General features: G+C 64.5%; 15 protein-coding genes and 1 riboswitch. Of the genes, 8 read left to right on the top strand and 7 right to left on the bottom strand.

All coding sequences use genetic code 11. The features are described from left to right. Positions 1–3 precede the first annotated feature (3 nt). From metK to RAC97_RS01005, 3 genes are all read left to right on the top strand, one after another. Entirely contained in the window at positions 4–1,194 is a 1,191-nt protein-coding gene (metK, locus tag RAC97_RS01015; RefSeq protein WP_375099651.1) for a methionine adenosyltransferase, read from the top strand. 143 nt (positions 1,195–1,337) lie between these two features. Then, positions 1,338–3,047 carry an NAD-dependent DNA ligase LigB gene (gene ligB / locus RAC97_RS01010; RefSeq protein ID WP_375099652.1) on the top strand — a complete coding sequence of 570 codons (1,710 nt, stop codon included), beginning with the start codon at positions 1,338–1,340 and terminating at the stop codon, positions 3,045–3,047. Positions 3,048–3,168: 121 nt separating this feature from the next. Beyond that, positions 3,169–3,564 (top strand): DUF1090 domain-containing protein, encoded by a 396-nt coding sequence (locus tag RAC97_RS01005; RefSeq protein ID WP_375099653.1) that lies wholly within the window; start codon positions 3,169–3,171, stop codon positions 3,562–3,564. Positions 3,565–3,609: 45 nt separating this feature from the next. Here RAC97_RS01005 and RAC97_RS01000 read toward each other — a convergent pair whose 3' ends face one another. Beyond that, positions 3,610–4,056, bottom strand: a complete 447-nt coding sequence (locus RAC97_RS01000) for a c-type cytochrome (protein ID WP_375099654.1) — start codon at positions 4,054–4,056, stop codon at positions 3,610–3,612. Positions 4,057–4,175: 119 nt separating this feature from the next. Here RAC97_RS01000 and RAC97_RS00995 point away from each other — a divergent pair, with 119 nt between their 5' ends. Then, entirely contained in the window at positions 4,176–5,333 is a 1,158-nt protein-coding gene (locus RAC97_RS00995; protein WP_375099655.1) for a murein transglycosylase A, read from the top strand. Between the two features lie 111 nt (positions 5,334–5,444). On the opposite strand, the gene RAC97_RS00990 is transcribed toward RAC97_RS00995, so the two are convergent. From RAC97_RS00990 to RAC97_RS00980, 3 genes are read right to left on the bottom strand one after another with little or no spacing between them, the layout of a single operon-like run. Then, on the bottom strand, positions 5,445–5,831 hold the full coding sequence (locus RAC97_RS00990; RefSeq protein WP_375099657.1) for an MAPEG family protein: 387 nt from the start codon (positions 5,829–5,831) through the stop codon (positions 5,445–5,447). 34 nt (positions 5,832–5,865) lie between these two features. Continuing rightward, complete coding sequence (locus RAC97_RS00985) at positions 5,866–6,699, bottom strand: EamA family transporter (protein WP_375099658.1); 834 nt, start codon at positions 6,697–6,699, stop codon at positions 5,866–5,868. 9 nt (positions 6,700–6,708) lie between these two features. Then, complete coding sequence (locus RAC97_RS00980) at positions 6,709–7,110, bottom strand: acyl-CoA thioesterase (protein ID WP_009399312.1); 402 nt, start codon at positions 7,108–7,110, stop codon at positions 6,709–6,711. A gap of 178 nt (positions 7,111–7,288) precedes the next feature. Next, a riboswitch (S-adenosyl-L-homocysteine riboswitch) is annotated at positions 7,289–7,384 on the top strand. A gap of 20 nt (positions 7,385–7,404) precedes the next feature. Here RAC97_RS00980 and ahcY point away from each other — a divergent pair. The 4 genes from ahcY (at position 7,405) to RAC97_RS00960 (ending at position 12,814) form a co-directional block, all read left to right on the top strand. Next, the gene (ahcY, locus tag RAC97_RS00975) at positions 7,405–8,814 is read left to right on the top strand and encodes an adenosylhomocysteinase (RefSeq protein WP_375099659.1); all 1,410 of its coding nucleotides are present in this window, start codon (positions 7,405–7,407) and stop codon (positions 8,812–8,814) included. Between the two features lie 135 nt (positions 8,815–8,949). Continuing rightward, positions 8,950–9,795, top strand: coding sequence for a methylenetetrahydrofolate reductase [NAD(P)H] (gene metF / locus RAC97_RS00970; RefSeq protein ID WP_375099660.1), 846 nt, complete (start codon positions 8,950–8,952; stop codon positions 9,793–9,795). A gap of 96 nt (positions 9,796–9,891) precedes the next feature. After that, positions 9,892–10,680: a substrate-binding periplasmic protein gene (locus tag RAC97_RS00965; protein WP_375099661.1), complete on the top strand. Its 789-nt coding sequence runs from the start codon at positions 9,892–9,894 to the stop codon at positions 10,678–10,680. 220 nt (positions 10,681–10,900) lie between these two features. Further along, positions 10,901–12,814 carry a DEAD/DEAH box helicase gene (locus RAC97_RS00960; protein WP_375099662.1) on the top strand — a complete coding sequence of 638 codons (1,914 nt, stop codon included), beginning with the start codon at positions 10,901–10,903 and terminating at the stop codon, positions 12,812–12,814. Between the two features lie 122 nt (positions 12,815–12,936). Here RAC97_RS00960 and RAC97_RS00955 read toward each other — a convergent pair whose 3' ends face one another. The 3 genes from RAC97_RS00955 to RAC97_RS00945 all read right to left on the bottom strand — a co-directional run bounded on the left by RAC97_RS00955 (position 12,937) and on the right by RAC97_RS00945 (position 16,199). After that, positions 12,937–13,515 (bottom strand): YceI family protein, encoded by a 579-nt coding sequence (locus tag RAC97_RS00955; RefSeq protein WP_375099663.1) that lies wholly within the window; start codon positions 13,513–13,515, stop codon positions 12,937–12,939. Between the two features lie 34 nt (positions 13,516–13,549). Beyond that, entirely contained in the window at positions 13,550–14,101 is a 552-nt protein-coding gene (locus RAC97_RS00950; protein WP_375099664.1) for a cytochrome b, read from the bottom strand. A 286-nt stretch (positions 14,102–14,387) separates the two neighbouring features. Continuing rightward, the gene (locus RAC97_RS00945; protein ID WP_375099666.1) at positions 14,388–16,199 is read right to left on the bottom strand and encodes a flavin monoamine oxidase family protein; all 1,812 of its coding nucleotides are present in this window, start codon (positions 16,197–16,199) and stop codon (positions 14,388–14,390) included. Between the last annotated feature and the right edge of the window lie 170 nt (positions 16,200–16,369).

Raw genomic sequence — 16,369 nt, 5'->3', positions numbered from 1 at the left:
GAAATGAGCGAATACTCACTTTTCACCTCCGAGTCCGTGTCCGAAGGCCACCCGGACAAGATCGCCGACCAGATTTCGGACGCGGTCCTCGATGCAATCATCACCCAGGACAAGCATGCCCGCGTTGCCTGCGAAACCCTGGTGAAGACCGGTGTCGCCATCATCGCCGGTGAAGTCACCACCTCGGCCTGGGTCGACCTCGAGGACCTGGTGCGCAAGGTCATCATCGACATCGGCTACGACAGCTCTGACGTCGGCTTCGATGGCGCCACCTGCGCCGTGATGAACATCATCGGCAAGCAGTCGGTCGACATCGCCCAAGGCGTCGACCGCTCCAAGCCGGAAGACCAGGGCGCTGGCGACCAGGGCCTGATGTTCGGCTACGCCAGCAACGAAACCGACGTGCTGATGCCAGCCCCGATCTGCTTCTCGCACCGCCTGGTCGAGCGCCAGGCCGAGGCGCGCAAGTCCGGCCTGCTGCCATGGCTGCGCCCGGATGCCAAGTCCCAGGTCACCTGCCGCTATGAAAATGGCAAGGTAGTCGGCATCGACGCCGTCGTGCTGTCGACCCAGCACAACCCTGAAGTGTCGCTCAAAGACCTGCAGGAAGCGGTGATGGAGCTGATCGTCAAGCACACCCTGCCTGCCGAGCTGCTGCACAAGGACACCCAGTTCCACATCAACCCGACCGGCAACTTCATCATCGGCGGCCCGGTGGGCGACTGTGGCCTGACCGGTCGCAAGATCATCGTCGACTCCTACGGCGGCATGGCCCGCCACGGTGGCGGCGCGTTCTCCGGCAAGGACCCGTCCAAGGTCGACCGCTCCGCGGCCTACGCTGGCCGCTACGTGGCCAAGAACATCGTGGCAGCGGGCCTGGCCGAGCGCTGCGAGATCCAGGTGTCCTACGCCATCGGCGTGGCCCTGCCGACCTCCATCTCGATCAACACCTTCGGCACCGGCAAGGTTTCCGACGAGAAGATCGTGCAACTGGTGCGCGAATGCTTCGACCTGCGCCCATACGCCATCACCAAGATGCTCGACCTGCTGCACCCGATGTACCAGGAGACCGCTGCCTACGGCCACTTCGGCCGTGAGCCGCAGCAGAAGACCGTCGGCAACGACACCTTCACCACCTTCACCTGGGAGCGCACCGACCGCGCCGCCGCCCTGCGCGACGCCGCCGGCCTGTAAGCTTCCTACAGCAGTAAAGGAAAGCCCCTGCCGAGCGATCGGCAGGGGCTTTTTCGTGACATATCGCCTGACACCTTTGCCCGGCATGCCGCAAGGGACCCACCTACGCTGTGCGCTCCCCCTGCCACGCAAGGATGCTGGCCATGCTGTCCAGAACCAGTCTGTACCTCCTGTCATGTCTATACGCGTCGCTGGTCGGCGCACACACTTGCCCCGACTGGCCTGTCGAGCGCGCTGGCGAAGAGGTCCGGCAACTGCAAGGCACCCTGGCGACATGGGATGACCACTACCACCGACAGGGCATTTCGCAGGTTGCCGACGAGCTCTACGACCAAAGCCTCACTCGCCTGCGCACGCTGCAAGCCTGTTTCGGCCTGGGCCAGCCCTACGCACCACTCGACAGCGCGAAAGGCCCTGTCCCTCACCCGGTCCCCCACACCGGCGTCGCCAAACTGGCCGATGAGGCCGCAGTCGCCCGCTGGATGCAGGGCAAGCAAGGTGTCTGGATACAGCCAAAGGTCGATGGGGTGGCGGTCACGCTGGTCTATCACCAAGGCAAGCTGGTCCGGCTGCTTAGTCGTGGCGATGGCACCCATGGCCACGATTGGAGTCGCCACATCGAACAGTTGGGCGGCATCCCCAGGCAGCTCCCGCAAACGCGCGACCTGGTGCTGCAAGGCGAGCTTTACTGGCGCTTGCCGCAACACATCCAGGCCGACTCCGGCGATGCGGGTGCCCGGGGTATCATCGCCGGCCTGATGGCGCGCACGCGCCTGGCGAGCGAACAGGGTGAAGGTATCGGGCTGTTCGTCTGGGATTGGCCGCACGGGCCAGCCGACCAGGCAGAGCGCTTGGCGCAACTTGCACAGCTGGGCTTCGTCGACAGCCAGGCCTTCAGCGTGGCCATCGCCGACCCCACGCAAGCCCTGCACTGGCGCCAACATTGGTATCGCTCGCCACTGCCCTTCGCCAGCGACGGCGTGATCCTGCGCCTGAGCAGCCGCCCCCCCGCCGAGCGCTGGCAGGCCAAGGCGCCCTATTGGCTGGCCGCCTGGAAATACCCCTTCACCCAGGCCATGGCCGAAGTAAGTGAAGTGCGCTTTCGGGTGGGAAGGACGGGACGGGTCACGCCCGTGGTGAAATTGCTCCCGGTGCAGTTGGAGGGACGGCGTATCAGCCAGGTCAGCCTTGGCTCGGTGCGACACTGGCAGGCCCTCGACATCCGGCCAGGCGACCAAGTCGCGGTCGGCCTCGCCGGCCTGACCATTCCCCGCGTGCTGGGCGTGGTGCACCGCGCCGTCGAGCGCTCGCCGGTCACGCCGCCGCCTGACGGGCGCTACCACCCGCTCAGCTGCTGGCAAGCCACGCCTGGGTGCGAAGAACAGTTCATCGCCCGGCTTACCTGGCTGGGCGGCAAGCAGGGGCTCGACATGCCTACGCTCGGGCCCGGTACCTGGAAACGGTTGGTCGAGGCAGGGCTGGTGACACGACTCGGGGACTGGCTGGCACTTGCCCCTGAGCAACTGAACGAGGTGCCAGGCATCGACCAGGCCCGTGCACGACAACTGGCGGCAAGTTTTGCGCTAGGTCGCTCGCGTCCCTTCGCCGATTGGGCCAGGAGCCTGGGTTTGCCAACGCCACGTGGGCTCGGGCTGGGCCCCGACTGGGCAGCGCTCACTCACCGCAAGGCCGAACAGTGGCAGGCGCTTGCAGGTATCGGTCAAACCGGGGCAGGAAAGATCGAAGCCTTCCTGCGTGCACCACAGGTCCAGGCCCTGGCACTGCAATTGGGTGACAGGGGCATCGAAGGGTTCCCCTCGACCATGCCCAGCGACGGCCCGTCGAGCCTCTGAACCCCCAGGATTCCCTGATTATCTGTGAGCAAGTGTCACCAAGGGTTTCTAAATCATCTGAAGCAAGGCAGGATTTCTCCTACTTTTTTAGGCTGCCCCGCCCTGACATGGAGGCCTTTTCATGAAACTGTTCACCTCGCTAGCCCTGCTGACCACCCTGGGCCTGGCCGTTACCCCCGTTCACGCCGCCGAGCCCGAACCAGGCCTGAGCGGATGCGCCGCCAAGCGCAGCGCCATCGAGAGCCAGCTCAAGGTCGCCCGCGACAACAACAATACCGACCAGGTCGCCGGCCTCGAAAAGGCCCTGCAAGAGAACACCGCGCATTGCACCGATGCTGGCCTGCGCAAGGAACGCGAACAGAAGGTGCTCGATGCCCGCCACGAAGTGGCCCAACGCACCAAGGACCTGGACAAAGCCATGAAGAAAGGCGACCCGGAGCGCATCAACAAGCGTAAGGAAAAGCTCGCCGAGGCGAAGAAGGAACTGCAAGCTGCAGTGGACGAACTGGAACGCTAGGAATACGCCATCGTCGCTTCGCGCAGCGGGTGGCGATGGCTGCGATCAGTGATTGCGAAACTCGCTATGACACGCCTTGCACGCCCCTTCCACCCGGTCCATCGGCGCCTTCAGTTGCGTGGCGTCCAGCGGCTGGGTGCGGGTCACATCGCGCAGGGCGCCGGTGCTCGCTTCCAACTGCCGGGCCAGCTCATGGAAACGTGCCTGGCGCTCCCACACCTCGACGCGTGCGCTGCTGTCAGCTTCGTCACGCACCTGCGGGAAATGCTGCCAAGGTTCACGGGACAATGCATCGAGCTGCACCGCGCCGTCGGCGAAGCGGCCGCTGTCGAACGGCAGGCGACCCCGCAGCATGCCGCCCATGTCCTCGCTGGTTTTGAGCATCTGCTTGAAGATCTCCTTACGCTGGCCCAGCGGCGAATTCGGGTCGACGTCATCGCAGGCGCTCAGGGCAAGAACGGCAAGCAGTACTACGGTCAATCGCTGGAACATCTCGGTCACTCAGGCCTGCGCAAAGGGGACGCCAGTATCGCTGCCGCCCAGGCAAAGGCCAATACCCATACAGAAACAAGGGTCGAACATTCACGTTCGACCGTAACAGGACACTGCACATGAAACGAGCCCTACGCCACCTCGCCTGGGCGCTGCCCGCTCTGGCCCTGCTGGCCGGCTGCGATGGCGGCGACAGAGCCAAGCCCGAGCCCCAGCCCCACGCCATTGCCACGTACGTACCCGCCACCTGGAAAGACCTGCCAAGCGTCAGCGACGAAGACCTGCTGGCCGGTTTCTACGCCTGGCGCACCGGCTGCGAGAAGCTCACCCGCGACCCGGTCTGGGGTCCGACATGCGAGGCGGCAGGCACGACCAATGCCAGCGCCGAGCAAGTACGCAACTTCCTGGAAAGCAACCTGCAGGTGTACGGCCTGCGCTCGGCGCAGAACAGCGCCAGCGGCCTGATCACCGGCTACTACGAGCCGGTCTACCGCGGCAGCCTGGAGCGGACCGAGGCCGCTCATGTACCGGTGTACGGCGTCCCCGAGGACATGATCGTGGTCGACCTGGCCAGCGTGTACCCTGAACTCAAGGGCAAGCGCCTGCGCGGACGCCTGGAAGGCCGGGTGCTCAAACCCTACGACACCGCCGAGCAGATCAACGCCAATGGCATCAAGGCGCCGGTACTGGCCTGGCTGACCGACCCGATGGATGTGCAGTTCCTGCAAATCCAGGGTTCTGGGCGCATCCAGCTGGAGAACGGCCGCCAACTGCGCCTGGGCTATGCCGACCAGAACGGCCACCCATACCGGCCGATTGGCCGCTGGCTGGTGGAACAGGGCCAGTTGCCGAAAGAAGAAGTGACCATGGGCAGCATCCACGCCTGGGCCCAGGCCAACCCGCAGCGGGTCCCGGAACTGCTGGCCAGCAACCCCAGCTACGTGTTTTTCAGTACCCGCCCGGACAGCAACGAAGGGCCGCGCGGCTCGCTCAACGTACCGCTGACAGCGGGCTACAGCGTCGCCATCGACCGCAAGGTGATTCCATTGGGCAGCCTGCTGTGGCTGTCGACCACGCGTCCTGACGGCTCGCCGGTGGTACGCCCGGTCGGCGCGCAGGATACCGGCGGCGCGATCACCGGCGAGGTGCGGGCAGACCTGTTCTGGGGCACGGGCGCCGAGGCCGGTGAGTTGGCGGGGAACATGAAGCAGCAGGGGCAGATCTGGATGCTCTGGCCCAAGGGCCAGCCGCTGCCTGAGGTGCCGAAGGTGCTTTGATCAGCGGTGCGCCCTTCGCGGGTAAACCCGCTCCCACAGGTACCCCACTGCCCTTGAATTCAGTGGGGTACCTGTGGGAGCGGGTTTACCCGCGAAAAAAGCGACGCGGTCTTAGGCAGAAACCACGAAGAACGCCACGATCAACCCGACGCCGACGATCCAGGCCAACGACCGCAGAAGCGCCAGGTCGGCCAGGTAGCAGATGATGTAGAGCAGGCGACTGGTGATATACAGCACTGCCAGCACATCCTGGGTCACCTGCTCGGCATTACCGACGATATCGGCAACCAACACCGCGGCGGCGAACGCCGGGAACGCTTCGTAGCCATTCTGCTGGGCGGCATGGGCACGGCGCGGCAAGCCCGAGAGGGTATCGAGGAAGGCGCGCGGGTCGTGGTTGTCCGCCAGGCGGAAACGGCCGCTGGTCATCTTGGCGACACCGGCGCACAGCGGCGGCAGTACCAGGGCAATCAGGATGCACCACAGGGCGACGGTCATGGGCAAGGCTCCTCTCTGTTGGAAATGATCGGGGTCAGAGCTTCATCACCAGCATGCCTGCCAGGACCAGCCCGCATGCTAGGAGTCTCGGCCCGCCAAAAGGTTCTTTGAGATAGCGCATGCCCAGCAGCACCACCAGGATCACACTCAGCTCTCGCAGGGCCGCCGCTTCTGCCACCGACCCCAGGTGCATGGCCCACAGCACCAGCGCGTAGCTCAGCAGCACGCATACTCCCACCGCCAAGCCCAGCCGCCACTGCGTGCGCCAGAACAACGCGAACGGAGCGCGCCGCGCCACGCTGGCCAATAGCGGAAACGGCCAGGCGCTGAGCAGGGTCAGCCATACCAGGTAGTCCCAGGGCTTGCCCCACAAGCGCACCGCCTGGCCGTCGAACCAGGTGTAGCAGCCGATGCACAGGCCGATCAACGCCACTACCGGCAGCATCGACCACGGCAGGCGCTCGCCCCCGCCGCCTTGCCACAACAGGCAGGCCATGCCGCAAGGGATCAAGAGGATGCCGATAACCTGCTGCTGGCTGAGGTTTTCACCGGCGAACGCCAGGGTCAGTCCCAGCACAACCAGCGGCGAAAGCCCGCGCATCAGAGGATAGACCAGGCCCAGGTCGCCCACCCGGTAAGCTCGAATCAACAGCATCCGGTAAAGCTGTTCGGCAGACGCCGAGGCCAGCAGCCATGGCCAGATGGCAGCCGGCGGCGGCTCGACGAACGCCACCGCCAGCAAGGCGAAAAGCAAAGCGACGGCGTCCATGCTGGCGATCACCAGCAGGCGTTCGCCGCTGAACTTGACGAGGGTGTTCCAGGTCGCGTGCAGCAGCGCCGCGACCAGCACCAGGGCTGTGGCCAGCACGTGCGCGGCTTACTCCACAGCGCTGTCCGGGAACTGGTCCTGGATGTACTTGATCTCGGTGCGACCGTGGGGAGCCGGCAGGCCGTCCTCGCCGAGGTTGACGAAAACCATCTTGTCCACGGTGAGAATCGCCTTGCGGGTAATCTTGTTGCGCACTTCGCACTTGAGGGTGATCGAGGTACGGCCGAATTCGGTGGCGGTGATGCCCAACTCGATGATGTCGCCCTGGCGCGAGGCGCTGACGAAGTTGATCTCCGAGATGTACTTGGTCACCACGCGCTGGTTGCCCAGCTGGACGATGGCGTAGATCGCCGCCTCCTCGTCGATCCAGCGCAGCAGGCTGCCGCCGAACAGGGTGCCGTTGGGGTTGAGGTCTTCGGGTTTTACCCACTTGCGCGTGTGGAAGTTCATCACTGCTCCTGAACGGCTTGGCTGATGGCGGTAATGATGGCAGAGCCGCTCGCCGCCCTCCATTGCACATCGACTATCGTCGCGATTAATCGACGGAAAGTCTTGGGTGTGTCACACGTGCGCGGCTATAATCTGCGCCGCTTCACATGGTCGCCCGGCGAGGGGGCCATCCCGCCACCTGTCCGAGGGGCGCTGCAGCAGGTTCAACCTGTCAGGCTCGGATGGGGCGTTGTCCGCCACGCGGACGCTCAACGCACAACGGCGCCCATTCGCACACTACGAATGGAGGCTCTCATGAGCGCTGTAAACACGCCCGCAGGTTTTGCCGATTTCAAGGTCGCGGACATTTCCCTGGCCGACTGGGGCCGCAAGGAAATCATCATCGCCGAGTCGGAAATGCCGGCACTGATGGGCCTGCGCCGCAAGTACCAAGCCGAACAACCGCTCAAGGGCGCGAAGATCCTCGGCTGCATCCACATGACCATCCAGACCGCCGTGCTGATCGAAACCCTGATCGCCCTGGGCGCCGAAGTGCGCTGGTCGTCCTGCAACATCTTCTCCACCCAGGACCAGGCCGCCGCCGCCATCGCAGCGGCCGGCATCCCGGTCTTCGCCTGGAAAGGCGAGACCGAGCAGGAGTACGAGTGGTGCATCGAGCAGACCATCCTCAAGGATGGCCAGCCATGGGACGCCAACATGGTGCTGGACGACGGCGGTGACCTGACCGAAATCCTGCACAAGAAATACCCGGCCATGCTGGACAAGATCCACGGCGTGACCGAAGAAACCACCACAGGCGTGCACCGCCTGCTCGACATGCTCAAGGCCGGCACCCTGAAAGTCCCGGCGGTGAACGTCAACGACTCGGTCACCAAGAGCAAGAACGACAACAAGTACGGCTGCCGTCACAGCCTGAACGACGCCATCAAGCGTGGCACCGACCACCTGCTGTCGGGCAAGCAGGCCCTGGTGATCGGCTACGGCGACGTGGGCAAGGGCTCGGCCCAGTCCCTGCGCCAGGAAGGCATGATCGTCAAGATCACCGAAGTCGACCCGATCTGCGCCATGCAGGCCTGCATGGACGGTTTCGAAGTGGTTTCGCCGTTCAAGGATGGCATCAACACCGGTACCGAAGCGGGCATCAACACCGACCTGCTGGGCCGCATCGACCTGATCGTCACCACCACCGGTAACGTCAACGTCTGCGACGCCCACATGCTCAAGGCCCTGAAGAAGCGTGCCGTGGTCTGCAACATCGGCCACTTCGACAACGAGATCGACACCGCCTTCATGCGCAAGAACTGGGCCTGGGAAGAGGTCAAGCCACAGGTGCACAAGATCCACCGCACCGGCGCCGGCACCTTCGACCCGCACAACGATGACTACCTGATCCTGCTGGCCGAGGGCCGCCTGGTGAACCTGGGCAACGCCACCGGCCACCCAAGCCGTATCATGGACGGCTCCTTCGCCAACCAGGTCCTGGCGCAGATCTTCCTGTTCGAGCAGAAGTTCGCCGACCTGCCAGCCGCCAAGAAGACCGAGCGCCTGACCGTCGAAGTACTGCCCAAGAAGCTCGACGAAGAAGTGGCCCTGGAAATGGTCCGCGGCTTCGGCGGCGTGGTCACCCAGCTGACCTCGCAGCAGGCCGAGTACATCGGTGTTCGCGTCGACGGCCCATTCAAGCCGGACAGCTACCGCTACTAAGTGGTGTGCGCCCGGGCTTGCGGCTCGGGCGCCACCCGGTGTCACGACTGATCGATGTCCAAGCCAGGCCGGCCCACACCGCCCTGGCTTTTACTTGCAGCGCTCCGCCCCAGGCGCACCGCTGAGGAACCAACGATGTCCCAAGAACGCCGCTACAGCTTCGAGTTCTTCCCGACCAAGACCGAGGCCGGCCATGAAAAGCTCATGACCGTCGCCCGTCAGCTGGCCACCTACAACCCCGACTTCTTCTCCTGCACCTACGGCGCTGGCGGCTCGACCCGCGACCGCACGCTGAACACCGTGCTGCAACTGGAAAACGAAGTGAAGGTCCCCGCCGCGCCGCACCTGTCGTGCGTGGGCGACACCAAGGACGAGCTGCGCAGCCTGATCGCCGAATACAAGGCCGCAGGCATCAAGCGTATCGTTGCCCTGCGCGGCGACCTGCCGTCCGGCATGGGCATGGCCAGCGGCGAGCTGCGCTACGCCAACGACCTGGTCGAGTTCATCCGCCAGGAAAGCGGCGACCACTTCCACCTGGAAGTCGCTGCGTACCCGGAAATGCACCCACAGGCCCGCAATTTCGAGGACGATATCGCCAACTTCGTGCGCAAGGTCAAGGCCGGCGCCGACAGCGCCATCACCCAGTACTTCTTCAACGCCGACAGCTACTTCTACTTCGTCGAGCGCGTGCAGAAGCTGGGCGTGGACATTCCCGTGGTGCCCGGCATCATGCCGATCACCAACTACAGCAAGCTGGCGCGCTTCTCCGACGCCTGCGGCGCCGAGATCCCACGCTGGATCCGCAAGCAACTGGAAGCCTATGCCGACGACACCGCCAGCATCCAGGCATTCGGCGAAGAGGTGATCAGCCGCATGTGCGACGACCTGCTGCAAGGCGGCGCGCCAGGCCTGCACTTCTATACCCTGAACCAGGCCGAGCCGAGCCTGGCGATCTGGAACAACCTGAAGCTTCCCCGCTGAACCCGTGCGGCGAGGGCCCGCCCTCGCCTGCCAACCCGCTTCGACGCACAGAACCGGCCACTGGCCATCATCTTGAAGACGGCGTACCCTCGCGCCATGCCCACCTTCATCCGTCGCCTCTGCCTGCTGTTGCTCGTGTGCCTGAGCCCATTGGCCCAGGCCGAACGCTTGCGCCTGGTGAGCGACGACTGGGCGCCCTACCTCTACCAGGACAATGGCCGTCCCGCCGGTATCGACTATGAAGTCACCACCGAAGTGTTCCGCCGCCTAGGGGTGGAAGTGGACTGGGAGTTCATGCCGTGGAAACGCTGCCTGGCGATGGTCGAGCAGGGCCTGGCCGATGGTGTGATGGACATCTTCGACATCGACACCCGCAAGCCGTACATGGTCTTCCCGAACGAGCCCATGTCCACGGTGGAGTTCGTGCTGTTCCAGGCCACCGCCCGCCCCCACGCCATCACCCGGCTGGAAGACCTCGAAGGTCTCACCGTCGGCACCTCGCCTGGCTACTTCTACGGCAAGCGTTTCAATGACTCCCCGCTGTTTCGCCGGGAGGCCGCGCCCACTCATGAAGCCAATTTCGGCAAGCTGCTGCTTGGCCGGGTCGATGTGCTGGTCACCGACCGCCGTGTCGGGCGCTACCTGAGCCGGCAGTTGGGGCTGGCGGACAAGGTCGAGGAAGTGCCGCTGGTCATCGACCGCCAGCCGCAATACCTGGGCTTGGCACGCAAGCCGGGCCGCGCACAGCTGGCCGTCGCGTTCTCCGGAGCCCTGCGACAATTCAAGAAAGAGCCGGCATTCGCCGCGATCATGGCGCGTTACGAAAACGGCATTGGCGAATTTCCTACCGCCGTTGAGCAGCAGGATCGCAGCAGAGTGCATTAGCTCTGTTATACTCGGGCCTTCCCGCCCGGCTCACGCCCGGACGCTCGGCCTCGCAACAGGCATCTCGATCAGCAGCGACGCACCCTCAGGTGCCCGCCCGCCGCCTCCCGGATGCGCAGTGTAAGCCCAGCTGGACCGGACGCGATCGCATCCCTCCGATGCCCGTCGCGCCAGGCAGAACATCCCACAGGGCCCAGCCCCCACGAGAACAGGATCGCCCATGTCCTTTGCTTCCCTCGGTCTCTCCGAGGCACTTGTCCGCGCTATCGAGGCAGCGGGCTATACCCAGCCTACCCCGGTGCAACAGCGGGCCATTCCCGCCGTGTTGCAAGGCCGCGACCTGATGGTCGCCGCCCAGACAGGTACTGGCAAGACCGGCGGTTTCGCCCTGCCGATCCTCGAGCGCCTGTTCCCGGGCGGCCACCCTGACAAGTCCCAGCGCCACGGCCCGCGCCAACCGCGTGTCCTGGTGCTGACCCCGACCCGCGAGCTGGCGGCCCAGGTGCACGACAGCTTCAAGGTCTATGCCCGTGACCTGCACTTCGTCAGCGCCTGCATCTTCGGCGGTGTCGGCATGAACCCGCAGATCCAGGCCATGGCCAAGGGCGTCGATGTGCTGGTGGCCTGCCCGGGCCGTCTGCTGGACCTCGCCGGCCAAGGCAGCGTCGATCTGTCCAAGGTGGAAATCCTGGTACTGGACGAAGCCGACCGCATGCTCGACATGGGCTTCATCCACGATGTGAAGAAGGTTCTTTCGCGGCTGCCGGCCAAGCGCCAGAACCTGCTGTTCTCGGCGACCTTCTCCAAGGACATCACCGACCTCGCCGACAAGCTGCTGCACAACCCCGAACGCATCGAGGTGACGCCGCCGAACACTACCGTCGAGCGTATCGAGCAGCGCGTGTACCGTCTGGCCGCCAGCCACAAGCGTGCCCTGCTGGCGCACCTGATCACCCTGGGCGCCTGGGAACAGGTACTGGTGTTCACTCGCACCAAGCACGGCGCCAACCGCCTGGCCGAGTACCTCGAAAAGCACGGCCTGACCGCGGCGGCGATCCACGGCAACAAGAGCCAGAACGCCCGCACCAAGGCTCTGGCCGACTTCAAGGCTAACAGCGTGCGCGTACTGGTCGCCACCGACATCGCCGCCCGCGGCCTGGACATCGACCAGTTGCCCCACGTGGTCAACTTCGAGCTGCCCAACGTCGAGGAAGACTACGTTCACCGCATTGGCCGTACAGGCCGTGCCGGCCGCTCGGGCGAGGCCATCTCGCTGGTGGCCCCGGATGAAGAAAAGCTGCTCAAGAGCATCGAGCGTGTTACCCGCCAGAAGATCCCGGATGGTGACCTGATGGGCTTCGATGCCTCGCAGGTGGAAGCCGAGAAGCCTGAAGTACGTGAACGCCAGCAGAACAACGGCCGTGGCGGCCGTAACCAGCAGGCACGCGGTGAAGGCAAGGAAGGCAGTGGCGGTCGCAAGGACAAGGGCAAGGACAAAGGCAAGGCCAAGCAGCAGGCTGGCGACAAGCCCAACGACGGCGAGAAGGCCGATAAGCCGCAACAGAAGCAGAAGCAGCCCAACAAGCAGCGTGAGCGCAAGCCACGCCAGCAGCAGGCCGCCCAGGGTCAAAGCATTCCTCCCAAGCCCGCTGCCGATCGCGACCCGGAAGAGTTCCTGGACGACGATGTGGACAACTTCGGCAACCGCGCCGACTACGTGAGCCCCTACCAGAACGCCAAGGGCCAGGGTCGCAACCGTCGCCCAGGTGGCAATGGCGGCCAGGGCCAGGCGCAAGGTCAGGGCCAAGGCCAGCGCAATGGCGGTGGTCAAGGTCGTAGCAACGGCGGTGGCCAGCGTCAGGGCTCCGGCGAGAAGCGTGCGCGCAAGGGCGCCAGCAACAATGGCGGTGGTCGTCGCGAAGGCAACAGCGCAGGCCGCGGTCGCGCCAATGGCCGTGACGACAACGCCCGCCAGGAGCCGGCAGTGCGCAACACGCGCGACTCGCAGCCCCAACCGGTGATCATTCGCAAGGAATCCAAGCTCGACCGTTACCCGACACCCGAGCAACTGGACGACCTGCCGAGCCGCCCGCGCGGTGAGCGGCCGGCCCTGCTGACCCGCAAAGGTTCGTAAGGCCTGCAACAACGAAAACGCCGCCCGATTGGGCGGCGTTTTCGTTTGCCTCCTGGAAGCCGGAGCGCTACCGGCTCCTTCGCGGGCAAGCCCGCGAAGGGCCGAGTAGCAGCCCAACCAGATTACTTCTGCTTGATGCCTTCGAGGGTGATGTCCAGGTCCAGGGTCTGGGAAGTCGGGCCTGGGCCCTTGATGCCGAAGTCACTCAGGTTCAGCGTGGTCTTGGCGTTGAAGCCCGCGCGCTCACCGCCCCATGGGTCCTTGCCTTCGCCGTTGAACACCGCCTTGAAGGTAACCGGCTTGGTCACGCCGTGCAGGGTCAGGTCGCCCGTCACGTCGGCAGTCTTGTCACCGGTGGACTTGACGCTGGTGGAAACGAACTTGGCGTCCGGGTACTTCTTCACGTCCAGGAAGTCGGCGCTGGCGATGTGCTTGTCGCGCTCGGCGTGGTTCGACCACAGGCTTGCGGTTTTCAGGTCGACGTTGATTTTGCTGGCTTCAGGCTTGGCGCTGTCCCAGGTGAAGCTGCCGTCGAAATCCTTGAAGGTACCGTGGATGAAGCTGTAGCCCAGGTGGCTGATCTTCCAGTCGACGAAGGCATGCTGGCCTTCCTTGTCGATCTTGTAGTCGGCGGCCATGGCCTGGCCGGCGCTGAACAGTGCGGTACCGAGCGCCAGAGCGGCAAAAGTCTTTTTCAACATCGTTACTTCCTTCCGTTGCGATTGAGGTTGAGAGTCAAGCTTTGCGGCCCAGCATACGAATGAGGGTCGCGTCACGGTCGATGAAATGGTGCTTGAGTGCTGCCAGGGCATGGAGGCCTGCGAAAATCACCAGCCCCCACGCCAGGTAGAAGTGGATCTCCCCGGCGATATCCGCCTGGTCGGGCAGGTTGCTGAGCACTGCCGGCACCTCGAACAGGCCGAACACCGGGATACCCGCGCCATCGGCGGTGGAAATCAGGTAACCGGCGATCATCACTGCGAACAGACCCAGGTAAAGCGCCAGGTGCCCGAGCTTGGCCGCCAGGCGCGTTAGCGCGCCATGGTTGGCCGGTACTGGCGGTGGTGGGCTGACGAAACGCCAGACCAGCCGCAGTATCATCACCCCCATCAGCACCAGGCCGATGCTCTTGTGCAAGTCTGGGCCGGACTTGCGCCAGGGGTCGTAGTAGTCGAGGCCGACCATCCACAGGCCCAGGGCGAAAAGCCCGAAGACCGCCAAGGCCACGCCCCAGTGTAGGGCCATGCTGATCAAGCCGTAGCGTGAAGCTGAGTTGCGCAATTGCATGGTGGCCTAATTCCCCGTGAAAGCTGAGCTAGAGACTAACGCTTAAAATATCGAATAAAAGCTTAAAAAGCCGCTTCTTATTATCGGAAAAAACGATAGCTTAGTATGCGTAAGCGCAATTAAGAAAACATTAAGATAGACAAGAGGGAAGCCTTTGCCAGGCAAGGCCTGAAGGGTGTGGCACCCGCTTCGCGGGCGAGCCCGCTCCCACCGGTGCTCCACTGAACCCAAAGGCTGTGCAGTACCAGTAGGAACGGGTTTACCCGCGAAAAGGCAGACGCAGGCCTTAACCCGATTTCGCCTGGGTGTTGTTGCTAGCCGGTTTCTTGGCCGGCTCGCTCTTCTTGACCGGCGCCGACGTGTGCGTTGCGGCTGGCTTGGTCGTCTCGGCCTTCGCGGGCGTTGCCTTGACTGGTTCTTGCTTGACCGCCGGCGCTGGCGCCGGTGCGGCAGGTGCCGGTGCTTCTGTCTTGGCTACCGGCTCGGCTGCCTTGGCTGCGTCATTGTCTTCAGCGCCGAACATGCGCGAGAAGAAACCTGGCTTGTCGTCCTGCCTGGTCGCCTCCTCCTTCACCGGCTCCGCCTTGGCTGGGGCCTTGTCGGACGAGCCGCCGAACATGTTGGAGAAGAACCCGCCCTTGTCCTTTGCCGCTACCGCGCCCGCCGCCGCAGCACCGGCAGCCGCCGCCGCGACAGGTGCCGCCTTGGCCGGTTCGAACGACTTGCCGGCCGCCAGGTCCTGCACCTGGCTTGCCGCCCGCTGGCCGCTGCGCAGGGCACCTTCCAGGGTGCCGGGGTACAGTGCATCGGTGTGTTCACCCGCAAAGGCGATACGTTGCACCGGGCGCTCCCACAGGCGCCAGTACTTGCTGATCTGCCCCGGGCCATAGGCCAGGTAGGCGCCGCCCATACCGGCGTCGGTACTGTAGCGGCGCACCTCATAGCCGGTGAACGCGCCACGCGCCTGTGGGTAGAAGGCATGCAGACGGATCAACACCTGGTCGACCATCTGCTTGTCGCCGAATGCCTGCAACAGCCGCGCATTGTCGCCAGACAGGTTGACCACCACGTTGGCCCCGCCCTTGAGCGCCGGCTCGATCCACAGCATGCCCAACCCGGTGTTACTGAAGATTTCGCCGGACATCCGCGCGCGACTCTCCCATACCGGGGTCTTGAACTTCAGCATGAGTTGGTCGCGCCAGCCGTAGTTGGTGCCCTTGAGCGCCGCCAGGTGTTTCGGGTCCAGGCCCGGGGTGATCTGGATCTTGGCCAAGGCCCGCAGCGGTACGGCCAGTACCAGGTAGTCAGCGGTGTAGCCGACGGCACCGACCTTGACCGTGACGCCATCCTTGTCCTGCACGATGGCCGACACCGGCGAGCTGGTCTTGATGGTCTTGAGCTGCTTGACGAAGGCCTGGGCCAGCACCGGGCTACCGCCGGGCAGGCGCGCAGCGCGCAGGTCGCGGTCGCCGACACCTCGGTATACGCGACTCTGCTGGGCGAAATACAGCAACGACAGGCGCGAAGGCTCGTCGTAGCGGCTGCGGATCTGCTGGTTGACCAATTGCCGAGCGGTGGCCGGCAGTTGCAGTTTGTCGAGCCAGGTGGAAACGTTGATCTGGTCGAGGGCGAACAGCGTGCTGTTGGCAGCCGGGTTCAGCGGGTCGTCGATAGAGCGGGCAAGGTCGTCCAGGGTCTTCTCGTAGCGCTTGATCGCCTCGGCGGTGGCCGGCTGCTTGGTGGCAAGGTCGGTGGCGCTGAAATACTCGCCATCGATCAGGTAGCCGGGGGTGCGAACGAACTCGGGCGCGGGCAGTGTCTCGAGCTTGAAACGCTCCAGATACTGGGTGAGCACCGGCTGGGTCTTGCTGTTGCCGATCCACTCGCTGGTGGCAAGGCCCGAGCGCCCGCCCATGCCCGCCTTGGCTTCCAGCAAGGTCACCTGCCAGCCCTTGGCCTGTAGCTCATAGGCAGCCGTAAGGCCCGCCATTCCACCGCCGACCACGATTGCCGTGGGGGTCTTGTCCTTGGCGAGCGCGGCGCCGCTGGACACACCAATCAATACCAACGCGCACAGGCGCACCCAAGCAGCAGCCATGTCGGCAGACTCCGGAAAAGGGAAGTAAAGGGGGAAGAAATACCCCAGGGAAGATGCGTTAAGAATACGTCAGGTCGCCAGGGGCTGCCAGCTCAGCGCCATCAAGTGCCTCGCCGGACTGGAGTTTTGGCGTTTGCGCGGGCAGACAAGAGAGGGGAAGGTTGTCCCCA

Origin of the sequence: Pseudomonas sp. LS_2 (assembly GCF_042709235.1) — a bacterium.
Lineage (GTDB): Bacteria > Pseudomonadota > Gammaproteobacteria > Pseudomonadales > Pseudomonadaceae > Aquipseudomonas.
Note: the sequence above shows the minus strand (reverse complement) of the source record. Positions and strands in the feature narration are given on the sequence as shown.